This window comes from Kribbella rubisoli, from assembly GCF_004217145.1.
In the GTDB taxonomy this organism is placed as follows: Bacteria; Actinomycetota; Actinomycetes; order Propionibacteriales; family Kribbellaceae; genus Kribbella; species Kribbella rubisoli.
Window position 1 is genome coordinate 324706 of sequence record NZ_SHKR01000011.1, and the last position, 18540, is coordinate 343245.

The following is an 18540-nucleotide window of genomic DNA, read 5'->3' on the forward strand; positions in this document are numbered from 1 at the left end:
TCGCGGTTCTCCACCTTGAGCAACCTGGTGTGCCCGCGACCACCCCGATGACCACCAAACCTGTAGTCGTGTACGGCGCGTCCGGGTACACCGGGCGGCTGGTGTGTGAGTACCTGCGGCAGTATCACGTGCCCTTTGTGGCCGCCGGTCGTGACGAGGCCAAGTTGAAGGCTTCGATGGATGCGCATGTGCCGGGAATCGAGACAGCTGACTATGAGGTCGCCACAGTCGACCATGACGTCGCTGCGCTGACCGATCTGTTCAAGGGCGCATCCGTCGTACTCAACACGGTCGGACCGTTCAGCGAGCTCGGTCCGGCCGCAGTAGAAGCAGCACTGGCGGCGGGTGCGCACTACACCGACACGACCGGTGAGCAGGACTGGCTGATGACCTGCGACGAGAAGTACGGTCCGCAGTTCGCCGAGGCCGGTCTGGTGCTGGCGCCCGGCATCGCGCAGATGTACACGACCAGTGAGATCGCTGCGCAGCTCTGTCTCGAGCAGCCGGGGCTGGACACGCTGGACATCGCAGTGTTCTGGGGCGGCAGCCCGACGATCGCCTCCACGCGCACGATCCTGGTGAACGCAGCGACGTCGAAGGCGCACTACCTGGAGAACAACCAGTACGCCGAGTTCCCCACCCAGGGCCTGGTGCAGCTGGTCGTTCCCGGGCAGCACGAGCTGGCGCTGTCGCTGCCGTGGGGTGGCATGTCGCACCCGGTCTGGTTCAAGCGCGATCCGCGTGTCGCCAACTGCAAGGCGCAGGGCGGCGTCTTCAACGCGGCGCTGATGAACGGCGTACCGCAGATCGTTGCCGCAGCGCTCGAGGCGACCAAGGACATGGCGCCGGACGAGCGCAACGAGGCACTGACCGCGACCGCTCGCCAGGTGATGAACGAGATGCCGCCACGCGAGAACCCACGGGTCAACAAGACTCTGGACTCGGTGCACGCTTCCGGACCGCTCGGTCGGGCGCACTGTGTCATCCACGGCAACAGCAACTACCAGCAGACCGGTCTGCTCCAGGCGTACGCGGCGTACTCGCTGCTGCAGACGCCGCCGAAGCGGGTCGGGTTCGCGAGTGGCTGCCAGGCGTTCGGTCACCGCGAGCTGCTCGGCGTACTGCGGAGCTTCGGGCTGGTCTCCGAGCCGCAGCTGACTGTGCAGCACTAGAGGAGCTGTCGTGCGACTGGTCGACTACCTGGACAAGGGCGCCTCGCTGGGCCCGGATGCGGCCTGCCTCACCACGGACGGCGAGACCCTCTCGTACGCCGAGGTGCAGCAGCTGTCGTACCGGATCGCCGGCGCGCTGGAGGCGACCGGCGTACGGCCTGGTGGGAAGGTCGCGATCCTGTCCGCGAACGACCCGATCGCGTTCAGCTGCGTGTTCGGGATCAGCCGCGCCGGTGCGATCTGGTGCCCGATCAATCCGCGCAACGAGGCCGCGGAGAACCGTGAGCTGCTCGACCAGTTCGACTGCCAAGTACTGATCTACCAGTCGGCGTTCGCGCCGCTGGTGGACCGCATCCGGGACTCACTGCCGAAGGTGCACACGTTCGTGTGCCTCGACGGGGAGCCCGCAGACTCCGGCCCAGACCCCCACCCCAGCGGTCGGAGAATTGTCGGTTGGGACGCGTTCTGCGGGGGCGCGTCCCAACCGGCACCTGATCTGACCGATCCGGACGACCTCGCGATGATCGTCGGGACCGGCGGTACGACGGGCCGTCCCAAAGGGGTGATGCTCGGCAACGCCAACCTCGAGACGATGACCGCGCTGACGCTGATGGGGTATCCGTTCGGCGAACGGCCGGTCTACCTCGCGCTTGCGCCGTTGACGCATGCGGCCGGGGTGCTGTGCTTCCCCGTACTCGCATCCGGCGGGGAGATCGTGATCATGCGAGTCCCCGACGTACATGCCTTCCTGGAGCTGATACCGCGACACGGGGTGACGCACACGTTCCTGCCGCCGACGTTGATCTACATGGTGCTCGCGGCGCCGGAGCTGGACTCCACGGACCTGTCGTCGTTGCGGTGCTTCTGGTACGGCGCGGCGCCGATGTCGGTCGCGCGGCTCGAGGAGGCGCTGCAACGGATCGGTCCGGTGATGGCGCAGCTGTTCGGGCAGACCGAGGCGCCGATGATGATCTCGATCCTGCCGCCCACCGCGCATTTCGATGCCGAAGGCAACATTGCGCGGAGCCGGCTGTCGTCGGCCGGGCGGCCGTCACCGCTGGTCACGGTGGCAATCATGAGTCCGGACGGCGGTCTCCTTCCCTCGGGCGAGCGAGGTGAGATCGTCGTCCGCGGCTCTCTGGTGATGCGCGGGTACTACCGCAACCCGGACGCGACCGCGGCGGCCTCGGCGTACGGCTGGCACCACACCGGCGACATCGGCTACCTGGACGGCGACGGCTACCTGTACATCGTCGATCGCGCGAAGGACATGATCATCACCGGCGGCTTCAACGTGTACTCCACCGAGGTCGAGCAGGCCCTGATGGCCCACACCGACGTTCAGGACTGCGCAGTGGTCGGCCAGCCCGACGAGAAGTGGGGCGAGCGGGTTGTCGCCGTCGTACAACTGCAGCCTGGCAGCCTGGTCGGGCCGGAAGAGCTGATCGCGTTCGCGAAGACACGCATCGGCAGCGTGAAGGCCCCGAAACAGGTCCTCGTCTGGCACGACCTCCCCCGCTCCAAGGTCGGCAAGGTAGTCAAGCCGGAGATCAAGGCCCGGCTAGCTACCGGTTGAGGCTCCTGCGGTGGCGGAGACGACGATGGCGGCGGTGACAGCCGCCTGCATCTCTGCGACAGCCTTCTTCACCGCATCCGCAGCCCAGTCCGAGTCGGCTATCTCTTTCGCACGCCGCTTCAGCGCCCTCTTGTCCACGGCGTCGGTAACAACCTTCGGTACGACGTTCAGCGCACTCATCAGGGCGATCAACGCGCCGGTGCGCTCGTCCGGCGTCGTACCGACCTTCAGAACACTTTCCAACTGCGCACGTACTTCGGCCTCGTGCCGCGCGTCCTTGGCGGGCCAGCGCGTCACCGGGAACAGACCGAGCACCCGGCCCTGCTCCGCCTGCAGAACACCACGCTCTGCGAGCCGAGTGAGCAGCTGGTCGCGCAGGTGTTTCGACAGCTTGCCGATCTGGTCCTTCGGCTTCTTCCCCGGCTTGCTGACCACGTACGACAGCCGCTCGTCCAGGATCGCGTCTCCGGTCGGCGCACCGTCCAGCACCTTCAGCCGCCCCGGCTTCTCCCCGCTGTTCGGCCCGGTGATGTCCAGCTTGTGCTGCAGCGTGAGCTCGATCAGCACGGCACCGGCCAGCGCGTAGTCCAGGCCCGGCGACCCGGTGACTGGCTTGCCGGTCTCGTCGTCGTACAGGAGCAACAGCAGGTCCTCGGCGATCAGCATGCCACCAACGTAGGCAGCCTCGGCTCGCCCGCGCATCCGCCGCGCGGGCTACCTGGGGTATCCGCCTTTAGTAGTGGTGGCCGTTGAGTTCTGCTGGCTCGCCGAGGGTGGCGGCTACCTCGGTGAGGAAATTTGGGGAGAAGTAGTACCAGCGGATTGAGCGGATCTTGCCGTTCTCGGTGGTTAGGCGCATCAGGTCGTTCACGGCCCGGTGGCCGTTGCGGACTATGTGGATTACCAGGACGGGCTCGCCCCAAAGGTCTACGACGTCGGCTGTGTAGCGGTAAGGCTTGGACGGGTCCAGGGTGTGTTCGATCGAGCCCTGGCGGATGTTGTCGGCGCCGTACTCCGTCAGCACGCCGAGGATCTCGCTGTCGGCGTCCGCCAGCAGCAGCGCGGTCAGCCGAGGTACGTCGTACGCCGTGAACGCGTCGGCGACCGCATCGAGCAGACGGCGGTCCGGGGCCTCACGGCTCTTCAGCGAACGCTCCGGGTCGGCCAGGCGTCCGCGTCCGCGGTGGAGTGCTGCTTTGACGGCTCCGACCGAGGTACGCAGGACGTCGGCGACCTCGGTGAGCGTGAAGCCGAAGAGGTCCTTCAGCGCGAGTGCGGCGCGCTCCTGCGGCGGGAGGAGAGTCACGAGCTCAGCCCAGGCGTCACGGACCTCTGCGGGGTCAGCTGTGTCCGGTGCTGCCTGCTCCGGCGCATCGACGAGCACGGGCGACTGGCGGCGGTAGCTGTCGACGTTCGCGTTGGTGGCGACCCGAAACAACCAGGCGCGAGGGTTGACGATCGGGCTGTGCGCCTGCGCCGCCTGCGTGAACGCGCGCGCCAGCGACTCCTGGACGAGGTCCTCGGCGTCGAACGCGTTGCCGGTCAGCCGGCGGCAGTACTTGTACAGGTCGGAGCGCAGCGGCTCCAGGCGGTCGAGGAACTCCCTGCGCGCCTGCCGGGTCGCCTTCAGCTCGGGAAGGTCGAGTGCGTCGGTCATGGTCATACCAGTTTGGACGGACGAGGCGGGCGCCAGGATACGGACCCGATTCTTCGGGGTGTTGAGGATCTAGTAAGGTAAGCCTTAGCTAACAGGCTCGCCCACCTTGAAAGCAGAGTCCGCCATGACCAGAGCACTGCCCGAGCCGACGTACCGGCGCCTCGTCGCCGGCCTCGGCACCCTCAGCCTCCGGCCGTTCGACCTGACCGAGGACGTGACCACGCTGCACGGCTGGGTCACCCAGCCCTACGCGCAGTACTGGGGCCTGCTGAACGCGTCGGTCGCCGACGTACACGCGGAGTACCTCCGGATCTCGCAGAGCGCGCACCACCGTGCCTTTCTCGGCGAGCACGACGGCCGGGCCGCGTTCCTGATGGAGCGCTACGAGCCGGCGTACGACGCGGTCGGCCGGGTGTACGACGTCGCGCCGGGTGACATCGGCATGCACGTCCTGGTCGGACCGGCGATCACGCCGATCGCCGGATTCACCGCGGCGGTGTTCGAGACGATCATGGACAGCTTGTTCAGCGATCCGCTGGTCGACCGGGTCGTGGTCGAGCCTGACGTACGCAACGTGAAGATCCAGGCGCTGAACGCGCGGATGGGGTTCCGCAAGCACAGCGTCGTACAACTGGCCGACAAGCAGGCGTGGTTGAGCTTCTGCACCCGCGACCAGTACGCCGACGCACACCGAATGAACGAGGCAGGCTGATGATCTCGCACTTGAACCCCGACGTCTGGGCTGTGGTCAACCGCGCGCTGGTGCGGAAGGCGCTGGCCGAGTTCGCGCACGAGCGCATTCTCATTCCTGTTGCTGTCGACAACGGGTTTGCGGTCGACGGGTATCGGTTCACGGCGCAGCTGTATCCCTTGAATCATTGGGAGATCGATGCCTCAAGCATCGTCCGGGACGACGGCGGGCCGATCGATGCGCTCGAGTTCATCACGACGTTCCACGAGCGGTTGGGGATCGGCGCGGAGATGCTGCCGGTGTACCTCGAGGAGATCAGCAGCACGCTGGCGTCGGCGGCGTACAAGCTGTCGAAGCCGGATCTGACCGCTGCGGACCTGGTCACGGCGGACTTCCAGGTGATCGAGGCCGCGATGACCGAGGGGCATCCGTGTTTCGTCGCGAACAACGGGCGGCTCGGGTTCGGGGTCAGCGACTATCTGGCGTATGCGCCGGAGACCGGTGCGCCGGTGCAGCTGACCTGGATCGCTACTCGACGGGATCGAACGACGCTTGCCAACAGCAACACGTTGTCCTATGACGAGCTTCTTCGCGCCGAGCTGGGCGATGACGGGTTGAGGCGGTTCTCGGCGGAGATTGTTGCTGTGGGCGCTGATCCTGCGGACTATGTCTATCTGCCGGTGCATCCCTGGCAGTGGGAGAACAAGACGTCGATCACGTTCGCGGCGGATATCGCTCAGCGGCACATCATCCACGTCGGGTCGACCGACGATGTCTACCAGCCGCAGCAGTCGATCCGGACGTTCTTCAACCGGTCGCAGCCGGCGCGGTGCTACGTGAAGACGGCGTTGTCGGTGCTCAACATGGGATTCATGCGCGGATTGTCGCCGTCGTACATGGCTGCGACGCCGGCGATCAACGACTGGGTCCACTCGGTCGTCTCGAACGACCTTGTACTGAAGCGCCACGGCTTCAGCGTGCTGCGCGAGATCGCGGCGGCCGGGTATCACAACCGCTACTACGAGAACGCGACGGACAAGACGTCGCCGTACCGGAAGATGTTGTCGGCGCTGTGGCGCGAGAGCCCGCTGCCGTCGCTCGAGCCCGGGGAGCGGCTCGCGACGATGGCATCCTTGCTGCACGTCGATCGACACGGCGCATCGCTGGCGGCCGGGCTGGTACGGGCGTCGGGTCTCGCGCCGGCGGACTGGCTGCGGGCGTACGTCGACGCGTATCTGATCCCGTTGCTGCACAGCTTCTACGCGTACGAGCTGGTGTTCATGCCGCACGGCGAGAACCTGATCCTGGTCCTGCGGGACGCGATCCCGATCCGCGTCATCATGAAGGACATCGCCGAGGAGATCGCCGTACTCAGCCCGGCGACGCCGATCCCCGCTTACGCCGAGCGGGTCCGCGCGGAGGTCCCCGACGACGAGAAGCTGCTGTCGATCTTCACCGACATCTTCGACTGCATCTTCCGGTTCCTGTCGCCGTTGCTCGACCGCGAGGGTCTGCTGACACCTGACGAGTTCTGGTCGGTGGTGGCGGATGCGGTGCGCGACTACCAGTCCGCGACACCGGAGTTGGCCGAGGCCTTCGCGAAGTACGACATCTTCACGCCTGAGTTCGCGCTGTCCTGCCTGAACCGGCTGCAGCTGCGCAACAACCAGCAGATGGTCGACCTCACCGACGTCGCCGGCTCCCTGCAGTTCGTCGGCACCCTGGAGAACCCGCTGACCTGTGGATAACTTCCGCGGCGGTACGACGAAATCGGTCAAGCTGTTGGCGTGACCACCCTTCAACCATCAATCGACGGCCGGCCGCCTGACGCCCCTGCGCGGGACGGCAGGCGGTACGAGGTGGTCGACGGTCGTCTCCTCATCACCGGCGCCCAACCACCCGCTCACCACGCGGCCGTCATCGCCCTCATGGTGCAGCTGAAACACGCCTGCCCACCGGATCTCCTGGTCTCGGTGGGCTCGCTCGCCTTCCGCCCCACGCCCCACACCACCCTTCGCCCTGACCTCCTCGTCTGCGCCCGCAACTACGCCGCCACGCAGCCACCCGCCCTGGTCGTCGAGGTCCTCTCCCCCACCACCCGCACCACCGACGTAGTCCTCAAACGATCCCTCTACGAAACCCACCAAGTCCCGTCGTACTGGCTCCTGGACCCCACCACCCAAGAACTGACCATCCTCGCCCTGACCCCCACCGGCTACACCTGCCAAGCCGTACTCCAAGCCGAAGAAACCTTCCACACCACCACCCCCTTCCCCGTCGACCTATGCCCAGCCACCCTCACCAGATGAAGGGCATCCCGGGGCAGATGCCGATCTGCCCTGCCGCAGCGGATCTGTCTGGTTCACAGTCGGCGCATGAGACCGATCGAACCAGGTGAATTCACGGTGGCCGACCTGGAACTGACACCAGACGAAGGCCCGCGGTACGAGCTTGTCGACGGGGTGCTGCTGGTGACGTACATGTCGTCGGCGATTCATCAGCGAGCGCTCGGCGAACTGATGATGCAGTTGGTGTCAGCCTGTCCTGAGCATCTCGAGGTTTTGCCAGGGCCGCTGGAGTTCCGGCCCGACAACCGGCTGGCGCTAGTCCCCGATCTGCTGGTGCTGCCGCGCGGGGACTCCAACGCGGTGGGTCGAGGAGTTGGCGCTCGCTGTTGAGGTTGTTGTGTCGACGACGCGCACCGTCGATCAGGTTCTCAAGCCCGTGCTCTACGGGAGGGCTGGTGTCCCCGCTTACTGGATACTCGATGCGGAGGAGACGAAGCTGACTGTGCTCGAGCTCGTGGATGGGGTGTACGTCGAGCGGGATGTTGTGGTTGGCGAGAAGGTGTTCGAGGCGACGTTGCCCTTTCCTGTGGAGATCGTTCCGGCGGAGCTGCTTCGGGAGCGGTGAGTCAGTTGTAGTAGCGGCGGGCGCTCGAGCCGATGCGGGTGACGTCGGTGCCGTAGATGTGGATGGAGATGGCGGTGGTGTCGGAGGTGTTGTTGACTCGGTGGATGTCGCCGGGTGGGGCGAAACCGCTGACGTCGCCGACGTGGTTGTCGCTCTGGCCTACCAAGCGGAGGTCGGCGTCGTAGAGGTCCTCGTGTTCGAGGCCCTGGATTACGCCGAAGACGCACCAGGTCACGTGGTCGTGGATCCGGGTCAGCTGGCCAGGCCTCCAGACCAGCGCGATGATCGAGAACGAGCCGTCAGGCTCGACGTGGAGCGTGTGGCTCTGGTAGCGGTCCGCCGATCCGAGGCGCTGCTCGGCTGTGAGTACGTCGGGGGTCGGCAGGTGGCGGCGTAGTTGTTCGGCCACCAGCTGTGCGGTGTCGTGCCAGTCGGCGTGCTGGTCGATCGCGGTACGAACGCCCGCGGCGAGGTCGGTCAATTGGCTGGTGGAGATCGTTGTCGTCGTCATGTCTTGAGCGTGCGCCACCTCAACCCATAACGTCTAATGCCAAGATTCGTCCTCACCTATAGACAGGTTTGATACATGCTCGATGTCACGAAGTTGCGGGTCATCGACGCCGTCGCGCGGCACGGATCGGTCACCGCCGCGGCCCGCGAACTGCACTATTCGCAGCCGTCGGTCACTCATCACCTGTCCCGGTTGGAGGCCGAGACCGGCGCGCAGTTGGTGCAGCGCGCCGGCCGCGGCATCCGCCTGACCGAAGCCGGCCTGATGCTCGCCGCCCGGGCTGCAGAGATCATCGGCCGGATCGACGCGGTCGACGCCGAGCTCGCCGCCCACGTCGGCCTGCGGGTGGGACGGATTCGGCTCGCCGGGTTCTCGTCGGCGATCGGATCGCTCGTACCGGCAGCCGTTGCAGCGCTGGCCGCCAAGCATCCAGGGCTCGAGGTGAGCCTGACAGACATGCACCCACCCGAGGCACTCGAGCTGCTACGGACCGGCAAGATCGATGTCGCTATCGTCTTCCGGTACGACGAGACCGAGCCGGAGCCGAGCGGCGTACGGCTGCATCACCTGCTGGACGACCCGCTGTATCTGCTGTCGAAAGACCGGCCGGTCACGCTCGCGCAGCTCGGCGACGCGACCTGGATCGCCGGCTGCGATCGTTGCCGCAGTCACCTGACTTCGTTGTGCGCGGTGGAGGGCTACGAACCGCGGGTCGGCTACACGTCCGACGACATGGTGGTGATGCAGGCCCTCGTCAGGTCCGGTCTCGGGGTGACGACCATGCCCGGTCTCGCCCTACGCAGCCACCGGGTCGACGGCATCTTCGCAACCGAGATCCCGGGCTCGCGCCGGCACGTCTACGCCGCGACGTACGGCGAACCGCCCGACCCACCCGCGATCGCAGCCCTGCTCACGGCGCTGGACGAGGCCGCCACGCTCTAAATCATCCGTTGAGAAGGTGGGCGAGTTCGGCCTTGTCCGGAAGGTCTTCCGGACGGACGATGTCGCCGGTGCGGACGTAGTAGAAGGCCGCGGTGATCTGGGACAGGGGGATGTTCAGCAGCTCGGACCAGGCGACTCGGTAGATGGCTAATTGGAGGGGGTCGGCGGTTTCGGAGCGGTGGGTCTTCCAGTCGATGACGTCGTAGCCGCGGGAGCCGTCGTCGCGGACCACCTGGTAGACGGCGTCGATGCGGCCGCGGATGACGCGGCCGTCGAGGGCGAGGGCGAAAGGGGCCTCGATCTCGTACGGCGTGGTCTCGCCGAAGGGTCCGTCGCGGAACGCGTCCATCAGGTCGGTGAGGTCGGTGTCGTCGACGATGTCCTCGTCCGCGGCGCCGGGGAGGTCGTCCGGGTCGAGCAGGAGTTGCTGGCCGAAGTAGCTCTCCACCCAGGCGTGGAAGCGGGTGCCGAAACGCGCCGCCCGGTTGGGTTTGCGGGGCATCGGGCGGGCGAGCTCGGCGGCGAGACCGTCGGGGTCCTTCGCCAGTCGCATCACCTGTGTCGCGGACAGCGCGGCCGGGAGCGTCACCTCGTACGCCTTGCGGCTCCGGCTTTCCCTTGCCTCGGACAACAATCGCTCGATCTCCGAGTCCCACCGCGCGACCGTCGCCTGCTCGTCGAGCAGCAACGACTCCTCGGCCTCGACCGACGGGCCTTCCGTCCGCGACTGCTCCACGAGAGCCGCCGCGTCGAGCCGCCGCTGGTACGACTCCAGGTCGTACGCCGTCGGCCAGGGTGCCTGTGTCTGCTCCGCGAGCTCCGGGTTCTCCGCGGTCAGCTCCGGCTGCTCGGCCCACTCGATCACACGCTCCCCCGCATGCTTCTTCAGCACCGAGAGGTACGACGACGGGCCGCGCGGGCGCTTCTGCGTCGGACCCCACCAATGCCCGGTCGCGACGAGCAGCTCCTTCGCACGCGTGAAGGCGACGTACCCGAGCCGTCGCTCCTCCAGCGCGTTCACGTCCTTGCACTCGTCCGCGAACGTCTTCAGCCCCGCGTTCGACAGGTCATGGATGTCCGGCAGCGTGTCGGCGTCACCGCGCAGCGGCCACGGCAGCACCTTCGCATTCGTCGTCCACTTGTCCCGGCCGCGATCCGACGGGAACACCTTGGCGACCAGCGTCGGAACGAACACGACCGGCCACTCCAGGCCCTTCGACCGGTGTGTGGTCAGCAGCTTCACCGAGTCGGCCTCACTCGGTACGGCGAGGTCGAGGCCGGCGGCGTACTCCTCCTCGGCGGCCAGGTAGGCGAGCAGCCCGTCGAGCGAGCCGTCCGACTCGGTCGAGACAAAGTTGCCGACGGCATCCAAGAACGCGGCGAGGTGGTCACGTCGGCCGGCGTCGACGTGGTCCGGCGTCGAGGTCAGCTCGACGTCCAGGCCGATCGTGCTGATCACACGCCGGACCAGATCGAGCAGCGGCTCGCTGGCGTGGGCACGCAGTTCGCGGAGCTCGGTGGAGAGTTCCTTGAAGCGGACCAGTGCTTCCGGCGCGTACTCCGCGCGGCCCGGATCGTCGACCGCCTCGGCGAGCGAGATGACCTCGGTCGAGTCCATCCCGGCGACGGCCGCGTCCAAGGCGGCGACCAAGTCGTCGGCCGCCGGTCGTTCGCCCGCGTCGGCGAGGCTGCGGGCGCGGTTGGCGAGCAGCGCGAGGTCGCGGTGGCCGATCCGATAGCGCGGACCGGTGAGGATGCGCAGCATGGCTGCGTTCGCGGTGAGGTCGTTGACGGCTTGGAGCGTTGCGACGACGTCCACGACCTCCGGGAGCGCGAGGAGCCCGCCGAGACCGACGACCTCGACCGGCACCTTGCGGGCGATCAACGCTTCGTGGACCGCGCTGAGGTCGACGTTCGTCCGCATCAGGATGCCGATGTCTTTCCAGCGGCGGTTCCGGGTCTGGTGCGCGGAGACGATCGCGTCGGCGACCCACTCGATCTCCTGCGAGCGCGTCTCGAACAGCCCGACGGTGATCGCACCCTCCGGAGCATCCGGCGGGGCTTCGAGCGGGATGACGCCCGGATGCTGTTCGTACAACTCGGCGGCGTGCTGGTTGGCGGCCGCGAGGATGCGACTGCCGCAGCGGCGGTTGATGCTCAACACATACCGCTGGGCCGGAGTGCCGTCGGCCTGCGGGAAATGGACCGGGAACTCGTCCAGGTTCGCGACCGACGCACCGCGCCATCCATAGATCGCCTGACACGGGTCACCGACGGCCGTGACCGGGTGGCCTCGACCGTGAGCCGGATCTGCGCCGGCGAAGAGAGCCCTCAGCATCCGCCGCTGCGAGACCGAGGTGTCCTGATACTCGTCGAGCAACACAACCTTGTACCGAGCCCGCTCGACGGCCGCGACCTCCGGACACTCCTCCGCAAGCCGCGCGCCCAACGCCATCTGATCGGCGAAGTCGACAACACCACGCTCAGCCTTGTAGGCCTGATACTCCTCAACAAGCTGCAGAATCTCGCCACGCTTCAACGCAGTCTCGGCAAGCTTGCGGACCTCTACGGTCTGCTTACGAGCAGCGGCGACTTCGAGTCGCACAGCCTCGTCATGGTCGCGGATGTCGTCCGTGCGCAGCAGATGATCCGCAAGCTCACCATCCAGCGAGAGCAGACTGTTGACCAGGGTCGGCACGTGGTGCGACGCAAACCGGATCGGCCCCACAGACCGCCGTACCACTCGACCGGCGAGCTGAAAACGCGTCGCATCAGCAAGCACTCGCGAGTCCGGCTCGAGACCGAGTCGCAGCCCGTGCTCCGCGATCAGCGTGCCGGCGAACGCGTGGTACGTCGAGACAACCGGCTCACCCGGCTCTTCGGGCTCCCAGTTGGGGATGTTGCTCCGCAGATGCGCCGCCAGCAGCGGATGCTGATCCTTCGGCAACGTCGATCCGAGTACGCCGGCCTTCGTCAGGTCGTCACGAATCCGTACGTCGAGCTCGTTCGCAGCCTTCTTCGTGAACGTCAGCCCGAGCACTTCCTCCGGCTTCACCTGACCCGTGCAGATCAGCCACACCACGCGCGCAGCCATGGCTGTCGTCTTGCCGGATCCGGCTCCCGCCACGATCACGCCCGGCGCGAGCGGCGCGGTGATCGCGGCCAGCTGCTGATCGGAGAACGGGATCCCGAGGAGGTCACACAGGTCTGCGGTTGTCTGAAGTTGAGCGGACGCCATCAGACGATCTCCCGGCCTTCTGGCTGGATCGGACAGAGGGCTCGGGCTTCGCACCGGTTGCAGCCGTCGTTGCGTTGGGCGGTGAACTGCTCGGTGCGGATCATCGACTCCGCGTCGTCGACGGCTTCGTCGAGCCAGGTCCGGCCGTCTTCGTCGGCCTCCAACGGGCCTTGATGCTGCACCTTCGGGAAGCCGCCGTTGTCGTCGTGACGCAACTGGACCAGCTCGGCGCCACCCGCCACCGCATCCTCGCCGAGCTTCTTCATCTGGCGCGAGTTGATCGCCCGTTGGTAGATCGCAAGCTGAACATGCCGCTCCAGCGCCGGCTTGGTCGGGATCGTGCGCCCGGTCTTCAGGTCGACCACCCGCACCGTCCCCTCCGGATCCTTCTCGACCCGGTCCATCCGGCCCTTCACCCGCACCGCGGGCTTGTCTTCATCCGGCAGCAGTACGTCGAACTCCATTTCGGTCCCCACCAGCGTCCGGTCCGGCCGGCCCTGGTGCCACGCGACGAACCGGCGGAGCGCCTGCTCAGCCTCGGCTCGCTCCCGGTCGGAGATCCAGGCGGACTCGAACTCAAGCTGTGTCCACACCTTGTCCAGCCAGCCGTTCAGCTCCTCGACCGACGGCGGCAGCGTCCCGGTCGCGACCGCGTCGGCCAGCGCGTGCAGCACCGAGCCGAACCCGAGCGCCGACGTACTCGGTGTCTCGCCACCAGCGCGCCGCGTCAGGAACCATCGCAGCGGGCAGTCCACGATCGTCGTCAACGCACTCCCCGACAACGGCACCGGGAGCGAAGGATCCGCGATCGGCCGCTCCGACCGGGTCCGCTCCCGCACGCCCCACCAGCGTGACGGATCGGCCGTCGACACCAACTGATACTCACGGTCGTCGACGGCATCGGCCAACTGCGCCAGCCGATCGGCCGCCACCCGCTTTAACGCAGGTGACGACGACGGGTCCGCGAGTACGCAGCGCAGGTCCGCGACCAGCCCCGGCAAGGACAGCGGCCGCCGCGGCCGCCCGGCGACCAGTTTCAAAGGAATGTCGAGCTCTGCGAGGAATCGGGACGGTTGGTCGCCATCGGCCTCTGGCGCCTGCACCGCCGTCACGATCAGCCGCTCCCGGGCCCGGGTGATCGCGACGTAGAACAACCGTCTCTCCTCGGCCAGCAACGCGCCGGCCGACAACGGATCGATCAGCCCGTCCGGCCCCAACCGGTCCGGCTCCAGCAACGACCCACGCCGCCGCAGGTCAGGCCATTGCCCCTCTTGCACGGAGGCGACCACGACGAGCCGCCACTGCAAACCCTTCGACCGGTGCGCCGTCATCAGCTGTACGCCGGCCTCGCGGTACGTCCCGTCGAACCGGTTGTCCGCCGCGATGTCCAGCGACTCCAGCTCCGAAAGGAATGCCGACACACCCTTGAAACCAACCTGTTCCTCGGCCCGGCCGGCCGCGTCGAACAAGGCACACAGCGAATCCAGATCCCGGTTCGCCGTCCGCGCCTGCTCGCCACCGGAATGAGCCTGCCCTCGCAACCGTCGCAACCACGGCGACTCGGACCACAGCGACCACATCACCTCGTCCGGCGCGGCGCCCGCCGTCACGATATTCCTTGCCTTGAGCAACCGTTCACCCAGCGCCGCGAACCGCGCCTCGGCCGGTGACGCCTCCTCGTCGAGCAGGAGCGGATTCATCAACGCTTCTCGCAGCAGCTCGTCCGACGAGCGCGGCAACCGCTGACCGCCCGCAGCATCGCGGTCGCGCCGGCGCAGCACCCGGGCCAGCCGCCGCAACTGCCCAGCGTCCATCGCCCCCAACGGCGACAACGCCAGCGCGCGCACGACATCGACGGTCAGCGTCTCGGGATCAGCCACCGCTCGCAACGCCAGCAACATCGGGCGTACGGCGGGCTCACGCGACAACGGCAACTCGTCGCCCGCGACGTCCACCGGGACGCCGGCCGCGGCCAGCGCACGCCGCAGCGGCGGGATCGAACGACTGCCGGACCGGACCAGCACAGCCATCTCGTGCCACCCGACGCCGTCCTGCACGTGCGCCCGCCGCAGCAGGTCCGCGATGTGCTCGAGCTCGGCGCCACTCGTCGAGTAGAGATTCGCCTCGACCTTCCCCGGGCCGAAAACACACGACGATGCATCCGGGTTGCGGAACCGCTCGAACGTCTCCCGGTCGAGCGACCCCGGCACGCCGAGCCGGTTGACGACGTTGCGCGACACGCGCTGCAGCGTCGTACCGAAGCGGCGCGTCGTGCCCAAGGCGATCTGGGCGGCCTCGGCACGATCCCGAGTCCGGAACTCGTCGGTGAACCGCAGCAGGCCTCGGACGTCGGCTCCGCGGAAGGTGTAGATCGACTGGTCCGGATCTCCGACGACGACAAGGTCCCGGCCGTCGCCCGCGATCGCCTGCAACAGCTTGGTCTGACCGGGATCGGTGTCCTGATATTCGTCGACGAATACCGCTTTGAACTCTGCTCGCAACTTCGCCTGCACCGACGGCTGCTGCGCCAGGATCACCGCGCGGTGAATGAGCTCGGAGTAGTCCAGCACCTGCTCGGCATCAAGGACCTGCAGGTACTCCTCGAAGAAGTCGCCGACCGCGACCCACTCGGCCCGCTCCGCGGACCGGCCGATCGCGGACAGGTCCTCCGGGTCGAGCCCGAGCTGCCGCGCTTTGCCGATCACCGCCTGCACCTCGTCGGTGAACCCGCGTGTCTTCAACGCCGGATGCAGACTGCCCGGCCAGTGCACCGCACCGACCTCACGACTGCCCGACAACGCCTCGGTCAACCGCAGCGACTGCTCCGGCCCGGACGGCAGGCGCAGCGGCACGTCGAACGCGTCGGCCGGTGTGAACCGCCGAAGCAACGCGTAGCAGAAGGAATGGAAGGTCATCGACGGCATCGCCCGGGTCGTCCGCCCGAGCCTTCCGGTGATGCGATCCCGGAGCTCGGTCGCCGCCTTCCGCCCGAAGGTCAGCACGAGCACCTCGTCGGGACTCAGTCCGCGGTTGCGCACCCGGTCGACGACGGCCTCGACCAACGTCGTCGTCTTCCCGGTCCCCGGGCCGGCGAGGACCAGCAACGGGCCGCCGGGATGATCCACGACGGCCTGCTGATCAGCATCCAGGACCGGCGCCGCCGCGCTTCGTCCTTCGGCCCGGACCAATCGATACCGGGACCCCTGTCTGCTGACCATCGACCCATCTCAACAGACCCCACCGACAATCTGCGACGAGCCACCCCGAGCCACGGCCCGATAGCCGGAAACCGGACAACACCACCGTAGCCAGGCGATAACTTTCCGCACCCGCGGCGCATCGAGTACCTCGGAAGCAACACCAATTATGAGGAGCACCGAATGAGGACGATGCGACGCACTGCCGCCCTCCTGGGGGCGGCTGTTCTGCTGGCAGGTCTGGGGACCGCCACTGCCTCCGCGGCGAAGACATCGAATCCGAAGATCCAGTCGATCTGCTCGCTGGACCTCGGCTCGATCACCGCGAACGGCAACTATGTCGACCAGGTGGTGTCCGCCGCCAGCCCGCCAGTTGCGAGCGAACGCCGGGTCGGTCCGCAGGTCGCCCAGCCGGGCGAGACGCGGGCGAGCGCGACCTGGGAGTTCAAGCCCGAGCCCGAGGGCGGCAGCTCCGACAGCGGCTACGCGCTGTACGGCGACACGCTCTACAGCACGGTCATCAACAACGTGCCGGACGGACCGTGGTGGGGTCGCGGGCTGGCGATGGACGATATGAGCGCGTACACCTCAATCGCACGGGCGGCGTACCCGAAGGGCGCCTCGCCGACGCGGCAGTACTTCTACGCGCTGCGCAACGACGGCTCGCTGGTGCGCTGGAAGCGTGACGCCGAAGGGTTCCACCCGCTCGGGACGTACGCCGGCTTCTCGGCCGTGAAGACGATGACGCTGATCAGCACGACGTCGACGTACGACACCTTCCTGGCCACCACCAAGGCCGGAGCGCTGTACACGATTCACATCCCGACCACATCGCCGCTGACGCCGGTCGTGAAGGTCGTCCGGTCGTCGACCTGGCAGGGCTTCGAGGCGATCGTGGCCGAGAAGTGCGGCACACAGTCCACGCTGCTCGCCGCGATCGACACCGACACCGGATCGGCGTACCTGTACGCCATTGGTCACGCCAACGGTACGGCCACCGTCATCCAGAGCCTGGGCAAGGTCCCGGGCACGTTCAACGACCCGGTCTACTTCCTGCGCACCTCGCAGGCAGGCACGCCGCTCAACGGCGAGTAAGGGTCAGTCCTGTGGATCCCAACGGGCGTCGCGGAGGTTCACGCGCCCGTTGGTGATCCGCACCCCGTCCGAACGCAGCCGGTGAAGCTGCTCGTCGCCGACCTCGTCAGCCGGTACGCCGGACGCGCGGATCACCCGCCACCACGGCACGCCCCCGCCGTACTCGCGCATGATCGCGCCGACCTGACGTGGCCCGCCCTGCCCGACATACTCGGCGATGTCGCCGTACGTCGCGACGCTGCCCTCGGGGATCGACTCGACCGCCCGCAGAACCGCCTCGACGTACTCCTCCCTGTCCACGGGCCTAAGCGAGCGGTGCGAGCGCCCTGGCGAGTGGCTCCAGCACGGACGGCCCGGCGTCCAGCGGCAGGTTCATGATGACCAGGTCGACGCCGGCCTCGCCGTACGCCGCTGCGTCGGCGACCGCCTTGTCGAGCGGGCTGTCCGGGTCGACGCGGACGTTCACCGAGCAGGTGATCTCGTTGACGTCGCGGCCGACCTCGTCGCAGCGCTGGACCAGCACGTCCTTGAGGGGCTTCCACTCCTCCGGGTTCGGGACGATCACGTTCCACTGCTGCGCCCACCGCGCGACCGCGCGGAGCGTCCGCTTCGGGCCCTTGCCGCCGATGGTGATCGGCGGGTGCGGGGTCTGCACCGGCTTCGGGTTGCAGTACGCCTCGGTGAGCTTGATGTACTTGCCGTCGAAGTTCGCGACCTTCTCGGTGAGGAGCTTGATCATCGCCTCGGTGCCCTCGTCGAAGCGGTCGAAGCGCTCCTTCAACGGGTACAGGTCGATGCCGTACGCCGCGGTCTCCATCTCGTTCCAGCCGGCGCCGATCCCGAGCTCGAGCCGGCCGTTGCTGATGATGTCCGTGGTCGCCGCCATGTTCGCGAGGACGGCGGGATGCCGGTAGATCATCCCGGTCACCTGGCAGCCGAGACGGATCCGCGACGTCGCCTGCGCCAGCGCGGCGAGCGTCGTCCAGGCCTCCAGGTTCGGCCCCTGCATATCACCGCTGAGCGGGTAGAAGTGATCCCAGTGCCAGGCGGACTCGAAGATCTCGAACTGGTCCGCCGCGACCCACACGTCCCGCATCTGCTGCCAGGTGGTGTGTTCCGGCCTGGTCTTGATCGCGAACCGCATCCCGCGCCTCCCTAGTGTCCCGGAAGGCGACACTACCAACTAGCCGATGCACAGAGACGTGATCGGACGGCTCTGCTGGAGGACTGTCACCAAGGTGAAGACCTCGGAGACAACCGCGGCGACTGCGGTCCAGAACAGGATCAGCACGAGGGTCTGCCGGCTGCGTCCGAACCAATGCAGCAGCAGGAACAGCGCAACTGCCCCCACGGCGACACCGGTGAAGCTGAGCACGAACGCGCTCATCGGCAGCGGGAGCGTGCCGTCGCAGGCAGCATGCCGGCGACGGGACAACTCGGTCTCCGCGTTGGCGCTGGTCAGCGACACCAACACACCGGCAACGATCAGGCCGAACACCACCCCCTGGTGCCGGCGGGCCGGACGAGCCTCGTCCCCCACGGGAGGCT

17 protein-coding genes are annotated in these 18540 nt (G+C 67.4%); 9 read left to right on the forward strand and 8 right to left on the reverse strand.

The genetic code is table 11. From position 1 onward, the window contains the following. Nucleotides 1–29 precede the first annotated feature (29 nt). Together EV645_RS04145 and EV645_RS04150 are read left to right on the forward strand one after the other, a co-directional pair. Nucleotides 30–1172 carry a DUF5938 domain-containing protein gene (locus EV645_RS04145; protein WP_242000198.1) on the forward strand — a complete coding sequence of 381 codons (1143 nt, stop codon included), beginning with the start codon at nucleotides 30–32 and terminating at the stop codon, nucleotides 1170–1172. Nucleotides 1173–1182: 10 nt separating this feature from the next. After that, on the forward strand, nucleotides 1183–2748 hold the full coding sequence (locus EV645_RS04150) for an acyl-CoA synthetase (protein ID WP_130439892.1): 1566 nt from the start codon (nucleotides 1183–1185) through the stop codon (nucleotides 2746–2748). Here EV645_RS04150 and EV645_RS04155 read toward each other — a convergent pair. Both EV645_RS04155 and EV645_RS04160 read right to left on the reverse strand, forming a co-directional pair. After that, nucleotides 2734–3414, reverse strand: coding sequence for a GOLPH3/VPS74 family protein (locus EV645_RS04155; protein WP_130439894.1), 681 nt, complete (start codon nucleotides 3412–3414; stop codon nucleotides 2734–2736). The two genes, EV645_RS04150 and EV645_RS04155, sit on opposite strands and share 15 nt — an antisense overlap. Before the next feature lie 67 nt (nucleotides 3415–3481). Further along, nucleotides 3482–4405 carry a sigma-70 family RNA polymerase sigma factor gene (locus tag EV645_RS04160; protein WP_157996999.1) on the reverse strand — a complete coding sequence of 308 codons (924 nt, stop codon included), beginning with the start codon at nucleotides 4403–4405 and terminating at the stop codon, nucleotides 3482–3484. Between the two features lie 124 nt (nucleotides 4406–4529). Between EV645_RS04160 and EV645_RS04165 the strand changes: the two genes are divergently transcribed. The 5 genes from EV645_RS04165 (at nucleotide 4530) to EV645_RS43105 (ending at nucleotide 8009) form a co-directional block, all read left to right on the forward strand. Next, nucleotides 4530–5117 (forward strand): GNAT family N-acetyltransferase, encoded by a 588-nt coding sequence (locus tag EV645_RS04165; protein WP_130439898.1) that lies wholly within the window; start codon nucleotides 4530–4532, stop codon nucleotides 5115–5117. Continuing rightward, nucleotides 5117–6844 (forward strand): IucA/IucC family protein, encoded by a 1728-nt coding sequence (locus EV645_RS04170; RefSeq protein WP_130439900.1) that lies wholly within the window; start codon nucleotides 5117–5119, stop codon nucleotides 6842–6844. The genes EV645_RS04165 and EV645_RS04170 overlap by 1 nt, the downstream gene beginning before the upstream one ends. A 39-nt stretch (nucleotides 6845–6883) precedes the next feature. Further along, entirely contained in the window at nucleotides 6884–7405 is a 522-nt protein-coding gene (locus EV645_RS04175) for a Uma2 family endonuclease (protein WP_242000199.1), read from the forward strand. 66 nt (nucleotides 7406–7471) lie between these two features. Then, nucleotides 7472–7774: a Uma2 family endonuclease gene (locus EV645_RS43100; protein ID WP_277876975.1), complete on the forward strand. Its 303-nt coding sequence runs from the start codon at nucleotides 7472–7474 to the stop codon at nucleotides 7772–7774. Beyond that, nucleotides 7758–8009 (forward strand): Uma2 family endonuclease, encoded by a 252-nt coding sequence (locus EV645_RS43105; protein ID WP_277876976.1) that lies wholly within the window; start codon nucleotides 7758–7760, stop codon nucleotides 8007–8009. The genes EV645_RS43100 and EV645_RS43105 overlap by 17 nt, the downstream gene beginning before the upstream one ends. Nucleotide 8010: 1 nt before the next feature. On the opposite strand, the gene EV645_RS04185 is transcribed toward EV645_RS43105, so the two are convergent. Beyond that, entirely contained in the window at nucleotides 8011–8520 is a 510-nt protein-coding gene (locus EV645_RS04185) for a cysteine dioxygenase family protein (RefSeq protein WP_130439902.1), read from the reverse strand. Between the two features lie 75 nt (nucleotides 8521–8595). On the opposite strand from EV645_RS04185, the gene EV645_RS04190 reads away from it, so the two are divergent. Then, on the forward strand, nucleotides 8596–9462 hold the full coding sequence (locus EV645_RS04190; RefSeq protein WP_130439904.1) for a LysR family transcriptional regulator: 867 nt from the start codon (nucleotides 8596–8598) through the stop codon (nucleotides 9460–9462). 1 nt (nucleotide 9463) lies between these two features. Here the strand turns inward: EV645_RS04190 and EV645_RS04195 are convergent, their stop codons facing one another. Beyond that, nucleotides 9464–12700, reverse strand: a complete 3237-nt coding sequence (locus EV645_RS04195; RefSeq protein ID WP_130439906.1) for an ATP-dependent DNA helicase — start codon at nucleotides 12698–12700, stop codon at nucleotides 9464–9466. Further along, on the reverse strand, nucleotides 12700–15918 hold the full coding sequence (locus tag EV645_RS04200; RefSeq protein WP_130439908.1) for an ATP-dependent helicase: 3219 nt from the start codon (nucleotides 15916–15918) through the stop codon (nucleotides 12700–12702). The genes EV645_RS04195 and EV645_RS04200 overlap by 1 nt, the downstream gene beginning before the upstream one ends. 162 nt (nucleotides 15919–16080) lie before the next feature. On the opposite strand from EV645_RS04200, the gene EV645_RS04205 reads away from it, so the two are divergent. Further along, nucleotides 16081–16992 carry a hypothetical protein gene (locus tag EV645_RS04205; RefSeq protein WP_242000200.1) on the forward strand — a complete coding sequence of 304 codons (912 nt, stop codon included), beginning with the start codon at nucleotides 16081–16083 and terminating at the stop codon, nucleotides 16990–16992. Between the two features lie 3 nt (nucleotides 16993–16995). On the opposite strand, the gene EV645_RS04210 is transcribed toward EV645_RS04205, so the two are convergent. From EV645_RS04210 to EV645_RS04220, 3 genes are read right to left on the reverse strand one after another with little or no spacing between them, the layout of a single operon-like run. Further along, on the reverse strand, nucleotides 16996–17292 hold the full coding sequence (locus tag EV645_RS04210; RefSeq protein ID WP_130439910.1) for an MGMT family protein: 297 nt from the start codon (nucleotides 17290–17292) through the stop codon (nucleotides 16996–16998). A 4-nt stretch (nucleotides 17293–17296) separates the two neighbouring features. Further along, nucleotides 17297–18136 (reverse strand): TIGR03560 family F420-dependent LLM class oxidoreductase, encoded by an 840-nt coding sequence (locus tag EV645_RS04215; RefSeq protein ID WP_130439912.1) that lies wholly within the window; start codon nucleotides 18134–18136, stop codon nucleotides 17297–17299. Nucleotides 18137–18175: 39 nt separating this feature from the next. After that, entirely contained in the window at nucleotides 18176–18532 is a 357-nt protein-coding gene (locus EV645_RS04220) for a hypothetical protein (protein ID WP_130439914.1), read from the reverse strand. Nucleotides 18533–18540 lie beyond the last annotated feature (8 nt).